Genomic DNA, 18,834 nt, shown 5'->3' on the forward strand with positions numbered 1-18,834 from the left:
GGATTCTCCCGCCATAATGGCCAGCCGAATTTCCCCCTCCGGCTGACCAACCCTGACTCGCGGCAATAGCCGGGACAAATGCACCTCGATCGTCCGATTACGCTGCGCTAATCGAACCTACGATTCCTTTGCCAATGCGGCGAAAAAACTGGGACACCCACCCAATCCCAGCAGATGATGGATTCTCCCGCCATAAAGGCCAGCCGAATTTCCCCCTCCGGCTGGCCAACCCTGACTCGCGGCAATAACCTGCTCCACGCTCTGGGTGACCGACAGGGTGGCGCTATCCAGTACCAGACGCTCACTGTCCCAGGGCTGATAGTCGCGGTCGATCACCGCCTGCCAATCCGGCAATGCCAGCCCCTCGATATCCACCGTACGGTTTTCGACCCGCTCGCGATGCAGCTTCTGGTTGGAGCAGACCACCTCAACATCGAGACAGGGCACCCCGACCGAAAGGGCGATGTCGTGGTAAGCATCCCGGGTGAGCGGTATGGGATTAACGGAATCCGTGATGACGGTCGAGCCGAGTGTCAGGTTCTCTCTGGCCAGCTCATAGGCGACAAAATAACCGGCGGGCCCCATCTCGTGATCCGCCTGTTCAGCGGCACGAATGGCCTGCTCTATGGTATCAATGCGCAGATAGAGGGCACCCAGTCGCTGGGCCAGGACTCGCGCTATGGTGCTTTTTCCGCTGCGCGGCGCCCCACCGAGTGACCCCCTGCCGTGTTCGGGTATGGGCATGGGAAGCTGCCGCTGTTAGGGTATGACCATCAATTAATCGACGACCGAGGCGTTATGCAACGCAAGACTATGGCTCTGTTGCTGGCCACCCATCTGATGGTGGGAGCGGCCGGCTTTGCCGCCGGCATCTATACCCTGCCGATCCTGATAGCGCCTGCCGCACCGAGCAGTGAACAGGTGACAGCCAGTCAGCAACAGGCGACCTTTAATGGCGCCTTTCGCCGGGATCTGAAAGACAGCGATCGGCTGCACTGGGGGGAAGGCAAGGTGAGCATAGGGCCGGACGCCATCAGCCTGATGGGCAGGCTGGCGCCGGGCCCCGACTACCAGCTCTATCTGTCGCCCGCCTTCGTCGAGACCGAGACGGACTTCGCCCGCCTGAAGCCGCAGATGGTGCATGTCGGGCCGGTGAAGACCTTCGACAACTTTATCGTGCCGCTCCCCGCCGGAGTCGACCCGGCCCGTTACGACACCGTGATTGTCTGGTGTGAAACCTTCGGACAGTTCATCACCTCGGCCCGTTATCGGGAATGAGAGCCCGCCACCAAGCGCGTCTCACGGGCATACCGCCAGCGAGCCCAATACAGAAGGCGCCCGACGGGCGCCTTCTGATGATCGGCAGCGACGCCGCCGACCTGCTGCACACAATGTCTTACTCCACTGGCGCCATCAGGTGCTGATAAGGGGTGCCAGACCACATGATGTAGGGGGCCGAGGTATCCGGATCTGCACCCTTCGGATACATGTCGTAGAAGGCATCATCCGCCCCGACGATCATCACGTGGGGCCCGGTCTGCAGCCAGTTGTTGCTGGTGGTGGGCTGGGTCGCGTAGGGGTCGGTGTTGCTGGCATCGGTGCCGCCCTTGAGCATGTACATGAAGCCGATCTTGCCCTTGGGCGGCATCTCGTGGCTGATCCAGGCATGGGCCCAGGCCATCGCCGCCGCGTCCATGCACATGGGATCCGGCCCCGGCGTGGCCGGGTTGTCTGGCATGCAGGTGAAGCCATTGCCGCCCTCGCGCAGGGTGCGCATCTTGCCGTCCGCCCCCATGGCCACTATGGTGGCGCCGGCTCCGACCTTGACGGGGGCCGCCGCCATGGCACTGGCGATCATTGCCTCGTCTGTCATGGCTGGCATACCGGCCTTCTCTTCGGCCTGGACCGGCGTGGTCATGGTGATGGCCGTGAGCACGCCCAGGGCCAATAGGTGTTTGCACATAACATCTCTCTCCCAATTGGGTGAATACGATGCAAAACAGGATCACGCACGGCCTGACTACCATGGCGGCCGTGCTGCCGGGCGCAGCTGTCTGGTGGATGGACGGGGTGATCGAAAGCTGGCAGCCCGCAGACAGTGACTCGCGGGCGCCATCTGTCTGACTATAGCCCCTCCAGGTCCGTGAGCCGGGCGGCACAAAAAACAAGGCGCCACCCGGGCGCCTTGTCGATAGAGAGTCGGAAGCCTCAAAAACCTGCAAAACAAAAGCTGGGACAAAAGCTGGGACACCGGACAAAAGCTGGGACACCCACCTTTTTGACAACGACATAGCTGGCTGCTTGGCTTGATGCATCACTGCCGAGTGAGGTTTCCATGACCATCCCCCGTTCACGCCAGATCAGCCTCGCCGATACGCCCTATTACCACGTGGTCAGCCGCTGTGTCCGGCGTGCCTTTCTCTGCGGCCAGGATGATCAATCAGGCCAAAGTTACGAGCACAGGCGCCAATGGGTTGCCGACAAGCTGGGCCAGCTGTCGCAGGTCTTTGCCATAGGCATCTGCGCCTATGCCGTGATGAGCAATCACTATCACCTGGTACTCAAGGTGCAAGCCAACCTGGTCCATGAATGGAGTGAACATGAGGTGGCTGAACGCTGGTCCCGCCTGTTTCAGTGGCCCTTGCTGGTGCGGCGATGGTATCAGGGGGAGGAACTGATAGCACCCGAGCTGGATGTCGTGCACCAGCTGATCGCCCAGTGGCGTGAGCGTCTCCATTCCATCAGCTGGCTGGTGCGTTTGCTGAACGAGTCGCTGGCCCGCCAGGCCAATCAGGAAGATGGCTGCAAGGGCCACTTCTGGGAGGGGCGTTTCAAAAGCCAGGCCCTGCTCACCGAGTCGGCACTGCTGGCCTGCATGACCTATGTCGACCTCAATCCCATTCGGGCTGGCATCGCAACCACACCGGAGGGGAGCGACTTCACCAGCGTCCAGCAACGTATCGAGCAAACCGCTGATCTAGCCACAAAGCTCCCCTTGCTGCTGCCCTTTGCAAGAGAAGGTAAGCCAGAGGCGCTCCCCTGCTATTTTGCCGATTATCTGGCGCTGGTGGATTGGACAGGACGAGCCATTCGCCTCGATAAGCATGGCCATATCCCGCATCATCTCGCACCTGTACTCCAGCGCCTGGGCATAGAAGAGGGACAATGGTTGGGTCAAGTCACCCTGTTTCGGCGTCACGGTATCCGGGCGATTGGTGACAAGCTTTGCTGCCAGCGCTACGCGGTCCATTGTGGCCAGACGCGATGTTACCAACCCAACCCTTGATATCTTAAAAACTCGCGACTTCACTACCAATCCATCGATGACAGCGGCCCTCGTTGACGTTGCACGGGCACTGATTGCCCACTGGCAGCCACTGACGCTCGTTCAAGCTCACAGCTAGCACTACCACCACCGTTTCATACCTTCGAATCAGCCTGCACATGAGCGGGGCTTTCAAGTCATCAGCCATTTCCCCTTAGATGGATGTCCCAGTTCATCCGTTCAGTCAGGTGGGTGTCCCAATTCAGGGATGAGCAGATGCCGATCTGCCGGTGTCTTTCGGTGAGGTTCTGCCTTGGAGGTGAGGGATTTGATGGCAAGGGAATATGGCTTTCTGCGTCTTCATTCAGCCCCGGTTAATATCCGCAGGCCAGGGGTCTATATAATGGTGAAATATCTACCATTGGATTGGCCGGAATAGCTGCCAGGCAATTGACAGATCAATATATTGGCTGCATTTCAATATGCATCACTGCAAAGGGTATTTTCATGAAACGTCGCCTTATCCTTCCTGGCGCCATTATGGTGCTGAGCGCTTGCTCTTCCACTCCCAGCAGTGAATATACGAAAGCGGGTGCCTCTGAAGCCCAGAGAACAGATGCCTTATCCGAGTGCCAATATCAGGTCAAACTCAACAAGATCGAGGACGAAGAGCAGGCCGAGCTGATCAACCTGTGCATGCAAGGCAAAGGCTTCCGTCTGACCCCGGTGGAATAACCCACCATGACCGCCTGAAGCAATATCTGTCCAAAATCAAAAGCCCCGCATGATGACCATGCCTGGGGCTTTCTATCCTGCGGCGGCAATGAAAAATCCGTTATCAATCAAGCTACAGCCGAGATCCCGACTCTCACCTCGCCGTTGCCTCCCCGGCAAGGCCATGACTCCTCACAGCACGACGCCGAGCTGCCGTTGCAACTGCCGTTGCCCCTTGAGGGTCAGGGTCAGCTCACGGCTATCCGGCTCACGCACCAGCCACCCCTTGTCCAGCATATGATTGAGCAGGCGGGCACCCAGCTGGCCGCCAAGATGCATGCGTCGCTCGCTCCAGTCGAGACAGTGGCAGGCGAAGGGGCGCTTGCCGGTCGCCACGCAGTCGATGCCAAGCTGAGCCAGATGCTGCTCCCCCTGCGGGGTCAGTCCATAGCCTTCCACTTCCAGCCAGCCTTGGCTCATCAGGCCGTCATGGAGTCTCACCCCCAGCTCCCCCGCCAGATGGTCATAACAGCTACGGGCAAAGCGCAGCCGCTCCGGGGTCTTGCTCCTGAGCGCCCCCGTGCCCATGTCCACCAGCCCCATCAGTTGCTCCACCACCAGCGCCACGTCATGGCTCGCGATGCGGTAGTAGCGATGCTTGCCCTGCCTGACACAGGCCGTCAGCCCCTGCTGCTGGAGCCGGGCCAGGTGACTGCTGGCGGTTGACGCCGACACCTCGGCCACCAGACTCAGCTCGGTGGCCGTCCAGGCGCGCCCATCCATCAGGGCGCACAGCATGCGGGCGCGGCTGCCATCGGCGATGGCGGCCGCCACCTGTGCCAACCCTTGTTCAAGGCTCTCCTGCTTGCTCATCTCGCTACTCTCTGCTTGCCCCTGTCACTGCCACTCTGCCGTGACCCTGCGGGCCTTGTCGATGTCGTCGGTGACCAGGATCAGCTGGTTGGCATGGTCGCTGTACAGGGTAATGATGTTGACCGAGGCCTCCCCCAGGGCGCTGCAGATGGCCCCCAGCTGCCCCGGCACCTCCTGCTTGAGGCGGCGCACCAGCACCTCGCGCACCGCCACCACCTCCAGCCCCCCTTGTTCGGCGGCCCGGGCCGCAGCGGCACCATCCTCCACCAGAAAGTGGGCATGGCCTGCGCCCCCCAGGGTGAACATGCCGCCCCCTTCCAGACTGACACCGGCCCGCCCCATCAAGCTCCCGAACAGCCCCAGTGTGCCCGGGTTATCGGGTAGCATCACGTGAATATCGTACATCCCTGACTCTCCTTGGTGACAAGAGACTCCAGAGTAATGACATAGCCCGGGCAATGCTTCGATGGCGGGCGAAGTGTCGGCCCTCAGCTGCCCATGCTGACCACGGCAAAACGGCGCCCGAAGGCGCCGCTTTTTCTACATAGGATCGCAAGGAGTGCCGATCAGCCGGTATAGACAGGCAGCAGCCCCGCCATGTTGAGCAGATGGAAGGCGGCGGTCAGCACCCCGAACAGGATTACCAGCCCTATCATCAGGATACCGCCGGGGGCGCGAAAGCCCGCGCTGCCATCGGGCGCCGCCTTGCGCACCTTCCAGGCCAGCAGCGGCGGTATGATACAGGTCCACAGGGTGGCCACGGCGCCCGCATAGCCGATGGCCACCAGGAAGCCGAACGGGAACAAGAGCGACAGCACCAGAGGCGGCAGGAAGGTAACGCCCCAGGATTTGGCACGACCGGCACGGCTGTTGTCGAACTTGAACAGATCCGCCAGATAGTCGAACACCCCCAGCCCCACCCCGATGAAGGAGGAGAGAATGGCCGCCATGGAGAAGGCGTTGAGGGCATTGGCCACCGCCCTGGATTCGATCACCGAACCGAGTGCCTTGAGCAGGGCATCCACGTTGCCCCCTTGTTCGATCACCGGGCCGAACTCGCTGCGGGGCAGGTTGCCGAACACGCTCACCAGCCAGATGAGGTAGAAGGTCAGCGCGATGACGGTACCCCCCATGATGGCGCGGCTGGCGCGGCGCTCCTCGCCGTAGTAGGCCCGCATGGACGACACCGAGTGGTGATAGCCGAAGGAGGTGAGCGCCACCGGCAGCATCACCAGGGCATAGGGGGCGTAGTGGGTCTCGCTGCCGACCCGGTCGAGCAACAGATCGAGGCGAACGTTCATCGACAGGCCAGAGATGCCGAAGGCGAAGCTCAGCCCCATCAGGATCACCAGCAGCACCGAGATGCGGTCCACCGCCCGGGTGGAGTGCCACACCAGCAGGGAGAAGGCCAGGGTGAAGAGGATGGAGGAGAGCTGGCTGCCCATCCCCGTCATGCCGTCTATGATAAGGCCGGCCGAGGTGATGTAGGCGTAGAGCAGGATGCCGCCGACGAAATAGACGCTGAGGTTGTTGAGGGCGTTCACCTTCTCCCCCAGCAGATCCCGGGTCACGGTATCGAAGGAGACGCGCAGGGGGTAGCCACGATAGGATTCGAGCAGCATCCAGCCGGAGACCGTCATCACCACCATGGTCAGCGCCACCGCGAGCATGGACCAGAGGCTCCAGGCACCCGCGCCCGCACTCGGCAGTCCCAGCATGCCGGCTCCCACACAGACGCCGGCAATGATGCATGCCCCGCCCACCAACGATGGTTTCTGTTCCATTACTCCCCCAAACGGATTGTTGACTGGTCACGGCGCGCCGCCGTGCTTCTCCTGCGTTCGCCAGTGCTGGCGCCGGGGGACTTTACCCTGCATGCCTTCGGGTATCAAATCCGGAGGGAAAATGGGGGGAAACAGGGGGGATATCCGGCCGTTGCCATCTGTTCGGGGCAGTTCAGACGCCAGACACCACACGGGGCGCCCGCAGGCGCCTCGTGTCGGCTTGCCGGAAGGTTGAGGTCATCCGGTATAGATGGGCAGCATGCCCGCCATAGCCATCAGGTGGAAGACGGCCGTCAGCACCCCGAAGACGATGACGGCCACCACCATGGGCTGACCGCCGGGGGCCTTGAAGCCGCCCCCCTGTGGCGCCAGCTCCCGGGACTTCTTCGCCAGCAGGGCGGGGATGATGCAGGCCCAGACGGTCGCCGCCGCCCCGGCATAGCCGATGGCCACCACGAAGCCGAACGGGAACAGCAAGGAGAGCAGCAGGGGCGGCAGGAAGGTGACGCCCCAGGACTTGGCGCGGCCCTGGCGGCTGTTGTCGAACTTGAACAGATCCGCCAGATAGTCGAACACCCCCAGGCCCACCCCGATGAAGGAGGAGAGGATGGCCGCCATGGAGAAGAGGTTGATGGCGTTGGATACCCGCTTCGACTCGATCACCGAGGCCAGCGCACCGAGCAGCACATCGACGTCGCCCCCCTTGGCGATGATGGGGCCGAAGGCATTGCGAGGCAGGTTGCCGAAGATGCTGAGCAGCCACAGCAGGTAGAGCGCCAGGGCGATCAGGGTGCCCCCCAGGATCGCCTGCTTCGCCTTCTGCTCCTCGCCATAATAGGCCCGCATCGACGCCACCGAATGGTGGTAGCCGAAGGAGGTGAGCGCCACCGGCAGCATGGCCAGGGCATAGGGGGCCTGACCCAGCTCCTCGCTGAGGGAGTGGAACAGCATGGTCGCGTCTATGTTGGCGGCAAGGCCCGACACCCCGAACACGAAGCTCAGCACCATAAAGGCGATCAGCACCACAGAGATGCGATCCACCGCCCGGGTCGAATGCCAGACGAAGCAGGAGAAGACCAGCACGAACAGCACGGAGGCCAGCTGGCTGTTGATGCCGAGCAGGCCGCTCAGGATCAGACCGGAGGAGGTGATATAGGCATAGAGCAGGATGCCGCCGACGAAATAGACGGTCAGGTTGTTGAAGACATTGATCTTGTGACCGAGCAGATCCTTGGTCACCGAATTGAAGGAGGCGGTCAATTCATAGGGTTTGAAGGCTTCCAGCAACATCCAGCCGGAGACCGTCATGACGATCATGGTGAGAATAATGGCGAGCGAGGACCAGCTGGTCCAGGCGCCCGCCCCCGCACTCGGCAACCCCAGCATGCCGGCGCCGACACAGACGCTGGCAATGATGCAGGCCCCTCCCGTCACGGATGGTTTCGATGTCATGTGTTGTCACTCCCGAAATTTCACAGAGCTGTGAAAAAAATGGGGCACCTGATTAAGTGCCCCTGACTCGTTATGCTTCTATTAATTTTTCACTCTTCTTGCTGACCACCTGGCCCTGAGGCTCGACCTCCTTCAACCTGGCGGTGAAGTGGCGCAGCACGGCCGGCTCATAGATGAAGTCCAGACCCTTCACGTTCCTGGCATTCTTCTTCACCTCGCCGAAAGCCTCGATGACAAAGTCCATGTGGGTCTGGGTATAGGTGGCGCGCGGTATGGTGAGGCGCAGCAGCTCCGCCGGGCAGGGGTGCTGCTTGCCGGTGGCGGGATCCCGCCCCAGCAGCAATGAGCCTATCTCCACCGCGCGGATGCCCGCCACCTTGTAGAGCTCGCACGCCAGGGCGTGGGCCGGGAACTGATCCCCCGGGATGTGGGGCAGCAGCTTGCCCGCGTCCACGAAGGCCGCATGGCCCCCCGCCTGCTGGCACACCACGCCGATGGCCTCGAGACCGTCCACCAGGTACTGCACCTGACCGATGCGATAGGCCAGCCAGTCCTGGCGCATGCCGTCCCGCAGGCCCACCGCGAGCCGCTCCATGGCGCCCCCTTCCAGACCGCCATAGGTCGGGAAGCCCTCCTGCACCACGCACAGGGTGCGGCACTCGGTGTAGACGTCCAGCATGCTGTCGTCCTTGAAGCAGAGCAGGCCCCCCATCTGCACCATGGCATCCTTCTTCGCCGACATGGCGAGGCCGTCCGCGTACTTGTAGGACTCCTTGGTGATCTCTTCTATGGACCAGTTCGCGTAGCCGGGCTCTCGTTGCTGAATGAAGTAGGCGTTCTCCGCGAAGCGGGCGGAATCCATGATGACGGGGATGTCGTACTTTTTGGCGATCTCGTACACCGCCTTCAGGTTGGCAATGGAGACCGGCTGCCCCCCGGCGGAGTTGCAGGTGATGGTGCTGACGATGTAGGGCACGTTGGCGGGGCCCGCCTCCAGGATGGCCTCCTCCAGCTTCACCAGATCGAAGTTGCCCTTGAAGTCGGCGGTGACCGAGGTATCGAACGCCTCCCTGGTGTAGACGTTCTTCGCCACGCAGCAGTTGATCTGGGTGTGGCCCTGGGTGGTGTCGAAGAAGTAGTTGGAGAGTGCCACCATCTTCTTGCGATCCAGCCCCTTCTCCTGCTCCCGCTTCTTGATGAGCACAGGGATGTAGATCTGCTCGGCGCCGCGCCCCTGGTGGGTGGGGATGGTGAGTGAATAGCCGAAGATCTCCTGCACCGCCTGCTGCAGGGCATAGTAGCTGCGGCTGCCGCTGTAGGCCTCGTCACCGCGCAGCATGGCGGCCTGCATGTCCTGGGTGATGGCACCGGTGCCGCTGTCGGTCAGCAGATCGATGAAGACGTCCTCGCTGTCCAGCAGGAAGGGGTTCATGCCGGCGCGGACGATGGCCTCTTCCCGGTAGGCGCGGGTGGTGCGCTTGACCGGCTCTATGACACGAATACGGAAGGGTTCGGGCAGATGCTTGAAGTTTTCCATAATATAAACACCCCAGATTTAAATATTCAGAATGTGTCTCTTCCCCCACCGAAAATAGAATATCCGGCAGGTGGGAAATATTGAGAATGGGTGCACGACATCGCCTCGTCGGAATAAACAGGCGAAGACGGGTGCAGCTATTTCAATTCAGGAATGGAGGCGGGCTAGTGACATGGCAGACATGCCGCGCCGCCGCGGGGAATTACAGCGGGAAGAAGAACGCGATTTTATGGTCCAGGGTAAACCACTTGGGATAGCTGACCTTGATATTCATGTTGTTGCTCATCTGGTTGGAATTAACAACGCCAATTAACAGGGTCCATTATGGTGGGCCCTTGCATATGATCAATTCCAATATGAGCAAAGTGGGATGGCGCTAACAATTTGCCGGGGGAAATGTATACAGGTCGCCGTCGCAACGGGGTGGACACTTTCCCGCCCCGACGCACACGGCGACTCAATGGCTCAACCAGGGCAGCCGTCGCAGCAACTCGTAGCGATCCGCCAGTGGCGTCTGGCTGACCCAAACCTCCAGCAGGCCGTAGGAGAGCAGCGGCAATATCAACAACAGCAGGCAGAGCAGCCCCAGCAACTGACGGGGGGCAAGCCGGCGCCCCTGCGTGCCCAGGTGCAATGCATCTGCCCGCTTGGGGCAGGCAGCCACGCAGCTCAGGCAGCTGGTGCACTCGAGACTGCGCACCGCGATGAGCTGGTGTACCTGGATGCGGGACGGGCAGGCCCGGCTGCACTTGTCGCAGTCGTGGCCCGCACTGCGCAAGCAACGGGCCGGGTCACGGCGAATGCGCCATGGGGTCAGCAGGCCGAGCAGGGCCAGCCAGGCGCCATAGGGGCAGAGGTAGCGGCAGAACCCCTGCCGGAAGCTGGCGGTGAGCAGCAGCACCCAGCCAAGACAGAGGCCCGAGATCAGGGTCAGGTTGAAGAAGAAGGCCCCCATCTTCATGTCCGCCGCCTGATGGTAGGGGCTGGCGAGGTAGCCGGGCAGGGCGGCGCTTGACACCGCCAGCAGGATGATGAAGAGCAAGAAGCCGAGCACCACAAACTTCTGGGCCCGCAGCAACCAATCCAGCCAGCGGGGCGGGGTCCACTCCCCCACCATCCATCGGCTGCGCAGGCCGTGCAGCCACTCCCCCACCAGCCCGAGCGGGCAGAACCAGGCGCAGAACGCCCGCCCCAGCAGCAGGGCTGACAGGGAGAGCACCAGTACCGTGACGGTGGCCGCCGGATGGTGCGGATCCACCAGCCCCTGCCCGAGCCAGGCCCGCAGCCCGAGCCCGCCTGCGATGGGCAGAAAGCCGTCCACCACATCAGGCCGTACCAGCCAGGGGGGTATCCCCTGCCCCAGCTGCCAGATGTGCAGGCCGTACTGCACAGTCACCAGCCCCCAGCAGAGCAGCAGCAAGTGCCGCGTGCGGGCCCGCAGCCACTGACCGTCGAGCGCCTCGAGGGCGGGCAGCGGCCACCGCTGGTGCCAGAGGGCAAGCGCGCCGGCCACCAGCCCCACGCCGAGCCAGAGCAGACTGTCCGCCGCCAGCAACCAGAGCATGAGCAACAGACCGAGGGCGAGGCGCCACTGCCAACCCGATCGCGCCTGCCATGCCAGCAGCACCAGATAGGCCAGGCCGGCGGCCATGGTCATCGCTTCAATCAGGCTCATGCATCTCCCTCATAGCACTCATGCGGATAAGGGGGCAGGATAACGAACATCTGAGTTGATTATTTTGATCTGCATGGGCAGAGGGGGACATTGGCGCCCAATGCCCCTCCCCATGGTTGAACCTTATGCCTTGCGGCTGTTGAACAGCGGCTGGTCGGATTCGGCCTGCTCGGCCCAGAAGTGGATGTTGAAGCGGGCATCCTCCGACAGCTCGACCCTGTGCCAGTACTGGGGCGGGCTGGTGGCAAACTCCCCGGCCCGGATCACCAGGCTCAGCTCAGGCTCCTCGGCCTGCTCGTCGGCGAAGCCGTGATAGGTGACGGAGCCCTCCATCACGCAGAGCTGGCCGAACACCCCGGCCGCCGTGTTGTGGTGGCTGAGCAGGGCTGCGGGCACGTTGGCGCGAGTAAAGAAGGGGGTGGAGCGGCGCACTACCCAGTGGGCAGGAATAAGGTGCAGTGACATAGACATTCTCCTCAGATGGCAGGGTCGGCCCGGCCTCAATCGATAAAGTGGATCAACGGGGCAGCTGACGCAGCAGCGGGAAGGCGGCGCTCATCTGGTCGCCCCCCACCACGAAGCCGCACAGCTTGCCATCTTCGCCGTGCGCCTCGGCCACCATGCCGTGGCTGTTCCAGCGGCACTGCCAGGCGAGATCCTCGCCCTTGGTACGGCCCGCCAGTTGCAGCGGGTAGCGCGGCGTCTTCACCTTCACCAGCATGGGCGGCAGGGTCAGCGGGGTCGGTGTGCCAAGCAGAGTGCGCGCCAGCGCATTGGCCCCCAGCACGATGGGTTGCAGGAAGGGGAGCAGCTGGCCCCGCCACTGCACGCAATCACCCAGTGCGAAGATATGGGGATCGCTGGTCTGCAAGTTGTCGTCGACCAGGATGCCGCGCTCCACTGCCAGCCCGGCCCCACGGGCCAGGGCCAGATTCGGCCGCAGGCCGATCGCGGCGATCACCAGATCCTGCTCGCTGACGCGCCCGTCACTCAGGGTGACGCGCCAGCCATCGCCCGGCTGGGCATCTATCCTGGCGAGACCTGTCCCGAACTGCAGGCTGACCCCCTGGCTGCGCAGGGCCTGTTGCAGCGGCTGGGTCAGGGTGGCGGGCAGCAGGGCGCTGAGGGGGCTGTCGGCCAGATCCAGCAGGGTGACCTCGCGACCATCGCTCGCCATGTCCATCGCCAGCTCGCAGCCGATGAGGCCGGCCCCCAGCACCAGGATGCGGCGAGCCTGCTGGATTGCCCCCTCGGCGGCGGCATACTCCTGCTGGCTGTTGAGGGTCACCAGATGCTCGCTTCCCGGTATCTTTGGGCGCGCCGCGCTGGCGCCGGTGGCCAGCACCAGCTGGCCATAGGGGAAGCTGCCCTGCTCGGTCAGCACCAGCCGCCGGACGGGATCTATGCCAAGCACGGGGCAATGGGGCAGCAGCGCGATGCGCTGCTGCTCGGCAAAGTCGCTGCCGCTAAGGCGGGTCATGGCCGCCGCGGCGCAGCCCCGGCTCACCACGTGGCTCAAGTCGGGCTTGTTGTACTCGTCGCCGCTGTCGGCCGTGATGAGGCGGATGGGCTGCTCGGCGTCCAGCTTGCGCAGACTCTTGACCAGCTGCTGGGCGGCGAAGCCGCTGCCGATCACCACTATCTCCCGGCTGATGCCGGCCTCATTCAGGGTTGCTGCGTTCATACACAGGCCTCCACGGCGCAGGGTTCGAATACCTCCTTGCCGATGCCGCAGCCCGGGCAGAGGAAGCTGTCTGACACCTGGGCCCAGGGGGTGCCAGGCGCCACCCCCTGATCCGGCTCGCCCTGAGCCGGGTCATAGATCCACTGGCAGACGGTGCAGAGCATGGCCTGGTCATCATCCCATTCGGCGGCAGCCGGAGTGGCTTGCGGTTCCTTGGCAATCACGGGGACAGGCGTCTCCGCCGTCTGGGTTGTGGTGATCGGGCGGAGGACCTCCAGCGGATGCAGCGCCCACTGGCGGGCGAGCTGGCGGCCGTGCTCGCGGCACTGTGCCAGCGCCGAGCCATCCGGGCGCCACTTGGCCTTGAGGGAGAGGCTGATGTCGAAGCCCGCGTCCATCAGCCGGGTCTGGATCCGGTCCACCGCACCACCGGTCCAGCCATAGCTGCCGAAGGCCGAGGCACGCTTGTTGCGAAAACGCAGGCCGGTGATCTCTTCAAGCATGCCCGCCACCTTGGGCATCATGACGTTGTTCATGGTGGAGGAGCCCACCAGTATCCCCTTGGAGCGGAACACCTGGGTCAGGATCTCGTTCTTGTCGTGGCGGGCCACGTTGTAGATCTTCACCGCCACGCCGGGGTCCACCTCGTGGATACCCTGAGCGATGGCATCGGCCATCATGCGGGTGTTGTTGGACATGGAGTCGTAGAACAAGGTGATGCGGTCTTCCTGATAGTGGTCGGCCCACTCCAGGTATTTCAGGATGATCTGGGTGGGGTCCTCGCGCCAGACGATGCCGTGGGAGGTGGCCACCATGCTCACCGGCAGGTTGAAGCCGAGCACTTCCTTGATCTTGGCGGTCACCAGCGGGCTGAAGGGGGTGAGGATGTTGGCGTAGTAGCGCTGGCACTGCTCCATCAGCTCGGTCTGGTCCACCTCGTCGTTGAACAGGTGCTCGTCGCAGTAGTGCTGGCCGAAGGCGTCGTTGGAGAAGAGCACCGCATCCTCGGTCATGTAGGTCATCATGCTGTCGGGCCAGTGCAGCATGGGGGTCTCGATAAACACCAGCTGCTTGCCGTTGCCGATATCCAGGCTGTCACCGGTCTTCACCGGCTGGAAGTTCCACTCCGGGTGGTGGTGGTGGCCTGTGATGGAGTCGATGGCGTTGTGGGTGCAGTAGATGGGGGTGCCCGGGATGCGGGCCATCAGCTCGGTCAGGGCGCCGGCGTGATCCTCCTCGGCGTGGTTGATCACCACATAGTCGATGGCGGCGAGATCGATCTCGGCCGCCAGGTTCTGCACGAACTCGCGGCTGAACTTGTGATCGACGGTATCGATCAGCACGTTCTTCCCTTCGCGGATGAGGTAGCTGTTGTAGCTGGTGCCCTTGTGGGTCTTGTACTCGGTACCGTGGAAGTCGCGTACCTCCCAGTCCCGTTGGCCGACCCAGTGGATGTTGTTTTTGACGTGAATGCTCATGCGGTGGTTCCTCAGAATGCCATAGCGAATGTTCGACTGAACGGGCTATTGCAGTTGACGTGCCAACTCATAACTTATTGTTTTTATAGAAAATACATTTCAACCATTGTCATTTAGACACTTGTCATTCATAGTCAAAAACACAAACACACTGTCATTTGGACAATCATCGTGATCTCGACCGACAGCCTGGCGCGCATCGCCCTCGCTCTGCAACTCGGCATCTCCCATCAGGACCGCTTTCACCGCCTGATCCAGAGCGTGCGCAGCCTGCTGAACTCGGACGCCTCGGCCCTGCTGCGCTACGAGGGGGGCCAGTTCATCCCGCTCGCCATCGACGGCCTGATGCAGGACGTGCTGGGCCGCCGCTTCGCCTTGCGGGATCACCCGCGCATGGAGGCCATAGCCCGGGCCGGTGACGTGGTGCGCTTCCCTGCCGACAGCGCCCTGCCCGACCCCTATGACGGCCTGATCCCGGATCAGGACGACTTCAAGGTGCACGCCTGCGTCGGCCTGCCGCTCTTCTCGGATCAGACCCTGATCGGCGCCCTGACCATAGACGGCATGAACCCGACCCAGTTCGACGGCATCAGCGACGAGGAGCTGCGGCTGGTGGGCGCCCTGGCCGCCGCCGCCCTCAGCAATGCCCTTCTGCTGGAGCGGCTCGCCCGCCAGAGCAGCGAGCCGCTCGCCTCAGTCCCCCATGCCGAGGGCCAGCCGGAGATGATAGGCCGCTCCCCCGCCATGGCCCGCCTGCGCCACGAGATAGAAGTGGTCGCCAGCTCGGAGCTGAACGTGCTGATCCTGGGGGAGACGGGGGTGGGCAAGGAGCTGATCGCCAAGGCGGTGCATCGCGGTTCCCAGCGTGCCAAGGCCCCGCTGGTCTACCTCAACTGCGCCGCCCTGCCGGAGTCGGTGGCCGAAAGCGAGCTGTTCGGCCACGTGAAGGGGGCCTTTACCGGTGCCATCCACAACCGGGCGGGCAAGTTCGAGCTGGCGGATCAGGGCACCCTGTTCCTCGACGAGATTGGCGAGCTGTCGCTGCCGCTGCAGGCCAAGCTGTTGCGGGTGCTGCAATACGGCGATCTGCAGCGCATCGGTGACGACACCCCGCTCAAGGTGAACGTACGCATCCTGGCGGCCACCAACCGGGATCTGAAGCAGGCTGTGGTCGAGGGGCAGTTCCGGGCCGACCTCTACCACCGCTTGAGCGTCTTCCCGATCCAGGCCCCGGCGCTGCGGGAACGTCCCGGGGACATTCCCCTGCTGGCCGGTTATTTTTGCGAACGCTGCCGGGTCAGCCTGGGGCTGGAGCGGCTGCGCATCCTGCCCGGGGCACTGGCACTGCTCGAGGGTCACGACTGGCCGGGCAACGTGCGGGAACTCGAGCACGCCATCCACAGAGCCGCCGTGCTGGCGCGGGCCGAGCAGGGCAGCCAGTCCCCGGCCCTGGATGCCCATCACTTCAATCTGGGGGCGGCGGTCTCGCCGCAGCCTGCCGCCAGCACGCCCCCCCCTGCCCCGCCCGTCGCCGTCGGTCTCGGCCTGCGCGCCGCCACCGACGCCTTCCAGCTTCAGCTGATAGAGCAGACCCTGGCCGCCCATGACGGCAACTGGGCCGCCACCGCCCGGGCGCTTGAGCTGGACGGCGGCAACCTGCACCGGCTCGCCAGACGGCTCGGCCTCAAGGCCTGAGACCCCAGAAACAAAAACCCCCTCGCGAGGGAGGGGGTTTTTCGTGGTGCCCGAGGCCAGGCGATCAGCGCAGGGACTTGACCGAGCGACGGACGATCAGCTCGGGCTGGACCGTCATGGACTCGACTTCCAGCTCCTTGTTGCGGATCCGGCTCACCAGCTGCTGCACCGCCAGCAGGCCCAGCTCGGCCTTGGGGTGGCGGATGGTGGTGAGCGGCGGGCTGGAGAAGCGCGCCATCTCGATGTCGTCATAGCCGATCATGGAGATATCGTCCGGCACCTTGACCCCGGCTTCCCAGGCGGCGCAGATGGCGCCGATCGCCATGGGATCGTCGAAGGCGAAGACAGCGGTCGGCCGCGGCGTCAGGGCCAGGATCCGCTGCATGGCGTCGTAGCCGCTCTGGCTCTCGTAATCCCCTTCGAAGATCTGCTCGTCCTTCAGGGTCAGGCCATGCTCGCCCAGGGCGTCACGCACCCCGTCCAGCCGCTGCTGGGTGGTCGGCTTGTCGATCTGGCCCGTGATGCAGACGATCTCGGTGTGACCCTGCTCCAGCAGATGACGCACGGCCAGGCGCGCACCTATGCGGGCGTTGTCGTTGATCACGTTGGCAAAGTCGCACTCGGTTCCCCAGTCCAGTACCACCTGAGGCACGTTCTTGTGGATCCGCAGCATGTCCCGCAGCGGGGTGTCGATGTCGGTCCCCAGCACCAGCAAGCCGTCGACCCGCTTCTCCATCAGCATGCGCAGATAGTGCTGCTGACGGGGGGGCTGGTTCTCGGTGTTGCACAGGATCAGGCTGTAACCCTGTTCGAAGCAGTAGGCTTCCACCCCTTGCACCACTTCCGCGAAGAAGGGGTTGGCACTGGTGGTGACCAGCATGCCGATGGTCTTGGTCGAGTTGATCTTGAGGCTGCGCGCTACCGAATTGGGCGCGTAGTTGAGTTCTGCCACCGCCTCAAGCACTTTCTGGGTTGCATCTTCGCTGACCCGACGGGTGTGATTGAGTACATGTGAGACGGTGGAGATGGATACGCCTGCCCTGGAGGCGACATCCTTGATAGTGGCCATCTCTGTCTCCTGAATAACAAAGGCGGAACAGTAGCAGATTTCCCGAATAAAGGCTTGGTTTTAACGAGAGCTGCCAGCGAATTGTCAATCTTGGCTAATCTAGGCGGTCATTTCTTTTTGCGCAAACGGAATTTGGTCAAAATGAGAGCGGACGCAGAATGAAATATCGTCAGTTTTTTACTCTGAAAATTGTCACCGTGACAATTTGTTGTCAGTATGTTAATCGACATCCGCGATATTAAACTCCAAAATATGAATTCAAGCAGGGCATTTGTTTCATAAAAGCCCTACCCAACCCGTTCCGGTTAGTATCTTTAACATCTTGTTATTGCACGGTGAGGAATGATAGAACCTTATCTATTGCCGGGCTGGCGGGACACAGGCTCGGAATGACACACGGAAAATGAAACAATCCACTGATTAAGGGACGAATCAATGAATAACTTGAGCAAAATGGCAGTCAGGGCAGCGGTTTCTTTGGCTCTGTTTGGATCAGTCTCCATGGCCAATGCGGCCGATACCATCAAGATCGGCATCGCCGGCCCCCTGACCGGCCCGGTCGCCCAGTACGGTGACATGCAGTTCACCGGCGGCAAGATGGCGGTCGAACAGATCAACAAGGCCGGCGGCATCAAGGGCAAGCAGATCGAAGCCGTCATCTATGACGACGCCTGCGATCCCAAGCAGGCCGTGGCCATCGCCAACAAGGTGATCAACGACGGCGTCAAGTTCGTGGTCGGCCACCTCTGCTCAGACAACACCCTGCCCGCCTCCGACATCTATGAAGATGAAGGGGTACTGATGGTGACCCCGGCCTCCACCAACCCCAAGATCACCGAGCGTGGCTACCAGCTGACCATGCGTACCATAGGCCTGGACAGCGACCAGGGCCCGACCGCCGCCAAGTACATCATCGAGCAGGTCAAACCCCAGCGCGTGGCCGTCATCCACGACAAGAAGCAGTACGGGGAAGGCATCGCCTCCAGCGTCAAGGCAGCCCTGGACAAGGCGGGCGTCAAGGTAGTGGCCTTTGAAGGCATCACCGCCGGGGACAAGGACTTCTCCGCCCTGATCGCCAAGCTGCAGAAAGAGAACGTGGACTTCGTCTACTACGGCGGCTACCACCCGGAGCTAGGCCTGATCCTGCGCCAGGCTGGCGAGAAGGGCCTGAAAGCCAAGTTCATGGGTCCGGAAGGTGTGGGTAACAAGGACATCTCCGCCATCGGCGGCCCGGCCTCCGAAGGCCTGCTGGTCACCCTGCCGAACAAGTACGATCTGCTGCCTGCCAACGCCTCCATCGTGGAAGCGTTCAAGGCCAAGGGTCAGGACTCCTCCGGTCCCTTCGTCTGGACCACCTACGCGGCCATGCAGGCTCTGGCGGCCGGTATCGCCAAGGCGGGCGAGGATGATCCCGCTGCCGTGGCTGCCGCCATGAAGGCCGCACCGATCGACACCGTCATGGGCCCCCTGAGCTGGGCACCGAACGGTGACCTCAAAGGCTTCGAGTTCGGTGTCTTCCAGTGGCACGCCGACGGTACCTCCAGCCAAGTCAAATAATCTGCCGGTCGGGGGTGACAAGCGTCACCCCCTCCTTTCTTTGCGGGCAAG

17 protein-coding genes and 1 pseudogene are annotated in these 18,834 nt (G+C 62.7%); 5 read left to right on the top strand and 13 right to left on the bottom strand.

The features are described from left to right. Window positions 1–237: 237 nt before the first annotated feature. Window positions 238–744: pseudogene (locus AC3WR3_RS18865) on the bottom strand (P-loop nucleotide/nucleoside kinase family protein); the annotation flags it as partial. 54 nt (window positions 745–798) lie between these two features. Here AC3WR3_RS18865 and AC3WR3_RS18870 point away from each other — a divergent pair. Next, window positions 799–1,278, top strand: a complete 480-nt coding sequence (locus AC3WR3_RS18870; protein WP_492292899.1) for a DM13 domain-containing protein — start codon at window positions 799–801, stop codon at window positions 1,276–1,278. Window positions 1,279–1,396: 118 nt separating this feature from the next. Here AC3WR3_RS18870 and AC3WR3_RS18875 read toward each other — a convergent pair whose 3' ends face one another. Continuing rightward, window positions 1,397–1,963, bottom strand: a complete 567-nt coding sequence (locus AC3WR3_RS18875; RefSeq protein WP_492292901.1) for a hypothetical protein — start codon at window positions 1,961–1,963, stop codon at window positions 1,397–1,399. 372 nt (window positions 1,964–2,335) lie between these two features. On the opposite strand from AC3WR3_RS18875, the gene AC3WR3_RS18880 reads away from it, so the two are divergent. Further along, on the top strand, window positions 2,336–3,286 hold the full coding sequence (locus tag AC3WR3_RS18880; RefSeq protein ID WP_492292903.1) for a transposase: 951 nt from the start codon (window positions 2,336–2,338) through the stop codon (window positions 3,284–3,286). A 486-nt stretch (window positions 3,287–3,772) separates the two neighbouring features. Then, the gene (locus tag AC3WR3_RS18885) at window positions 3,773–4,000 is read left to right on the top strand and encodes a hypothetical protein (protein WP_492292905.1); all 228 of its coding nucleotides are present in this window, start codon (window positions 3,773–3,775) and stop codon (window positions 3,998–4,000) included. Window positions 4,001–4,171: 171 nt separating this feature from the next. Here AC3WR3_RS18885 and AC3WR3_RS18890 read toward each other — a convergent pair whose 3' ends face one another. From AC3WR3_RS18890 to norV, 10 genes are all read right to left on the bottom strand, one after another. Beyond that, a complete protein-coding gene (locus tag AC3WR3_RS18890; protein WP_492292907.1) occupies window positions 4,172–4,852 on the bottom strand; it encodes an ArsR/SmtB family transcription factor in 681 nt (226 codons plus the stop codon). 24 nt (window positions 4,853–4,876) lie between these two features. Then, window positions 4,877–5,257, bottom strand: a complete 381-nt coding sequence (locus AC3WR3_RS18895; protein WP_268435818.1) for an amino acid-binding protein — start codon at window positions 5,255–5,257, stop codon at window positions 4,877–4,879. A 161-nt stretch (window positions 5,258–5,418) separates the two neighbouring features. Continuing rightward, window positions 5,419–6,636, bottom strand: a complete 1,218-nt coding sequence (locus AC3WR3_RS18900; RefSeq protein WP_492292909.1) for an aromatic amino acid transporter — start codon at window positions 6,634–6,636, stop codon at window positions 5,419–5,421. Between the two features lie 237 nt (window positions 6,637–6,873). After that, entirely contained in the window at window positions 6,874–8,088 is a 1,215-nt protein-coding gene (locus AC3WR3_RS18905; RefSeq protein WP_342059766.1) for an aromatic amino acid transporter, read from the bottom strand. 70 nt (window positions 8,089–8,158) lie between these two features. Beyond that, a complete protein-coding gene (gene tnaA, locus AC3WR3_RS18910; RefSeq protein WP_492292911.1) occupies window positions 8,159–9,625 on the bottom strand; it encodes a tryptophanase in 1,467 nt (488 codons plus the stop codon). A gap of 202 nt (window positions 9,626–9,827) precedes the next feature. After that, window positions 9,828–9,911, bottom strand: coding sequence for a tryptophanase leader peptide (gene tnaC / locus AC3WR3_RS18915; protein ID WP_069652909.1), 84 nt, complete (start codon window positions 9,909–9,911; stop codon window positions 9,828–9,830). A gap of 171 nt (window positions 9,912–10,082) precedes the next feature. Next, window positions 10,083–11,300 (bottom strand): 4Fe-4S binding protein, encoded by a 1,218-nt coding sequence (locus AC3WR3_RS18920; protein ID WP_492292913.1) that lies wholly within the window; start codon window positions 11,298–11,300, stop codon window positions 10,083–10,085. A gap of 123 nt (window positions 11,301–11,423) precedes the next feature. Continuing rightward, window positions 11,424–11,765 carry a TehB family protein gene (locus AC3WR3_RS18925; protein ID WP_492292915.1) on the bottom strand — a complete coding sequence of 114 codons (342 nt, stop codon included), beginning with the start codon at window positions 11,763–11,765 and terminating at the stop codon, window positions 11,424–11,426. A 52-nt stretch (window positions 11,766–11,817) separates the two neighbouring features. Beyond that, on the bottom strand, window positions 11,818–12,984 hold the full coding sequence (gene norW / locus AC3WR3_RS18930) for an NADH:flavorubredoxin reductase NorW (protein ID WP_492292917.1): 1,167 nt from the start codon (window positions 12,982–12,984) through the stop codon (window positions 11,818–11,820). Then, window positions 12,981–14,462, bottom strand: coding sequence for an anaerobic nitric oxide reductase flavorubredoxin (norV, locus tag AC3WR3_RS18935; protein ID WP_492292919.1), 1,482 nt, complete (start codon window positions 14,460–14,462; stop codon window positions 12,981–12,983). Before norV ends, norW begins: the two co-directional genes overlap by 4 nt. A 171-nt stretch (window positions 14,463–14,633) precedes the next feature. Between norV and norR the strand changes: the two genes are divergently transcribed. Next, window positions 14,634–16,157: a nitric oxide reductase transcriptional regulator NorR gene (gene norR, locus AC3WR3_RS18940; protein WP_492292921.1), complete on the top strand. Its 1,524-nt coding sequence runs from the start codon at window positions 14,634–14,636 to the stop codon at window positions 16,155–16,157. A gap of 64 nt (window positions 16,158–16,221) precedes the next feature. Here the strand turns inward: norR and AC3WR3_RS18945 are convergent, their stop codons facing one another. Then, entirely contained in the window at window positions 16,222–17,226 is a 1,005-nt protein-coding gene (locus AC3WR3_RS18945) for a substrate-binding domain-containing protein (protein ID WP_025328814.1), read from the bottom strand. Window positions 17,227–17,661: 435 nt separating this feature from the next. On the opposite strand from AC3WR3_RS18945, the gene AC3WR3_RS18950 reads away from it, so the two are divergent. Next, on the top strand, window positions 17,662–18,783 hold the full coding sequence (locus AC3WR3_RS18950; RefSeq protein ID WP_162519276.1) for a branched-chain amino acid ABC transporter substrate-binding protein: 1,122 nt from the start codon (window positions 17,662–17,664) through the stop codon (window positions 18,781–18,783). The last annotated feature ends 51 nt before the right edge of the window (window positions 18,784–18,834 follow it).

The sequence above is a fragment of the Aeromonas sp. EU05-FHT14A05 genome (genome assembly GCF_058791175.1).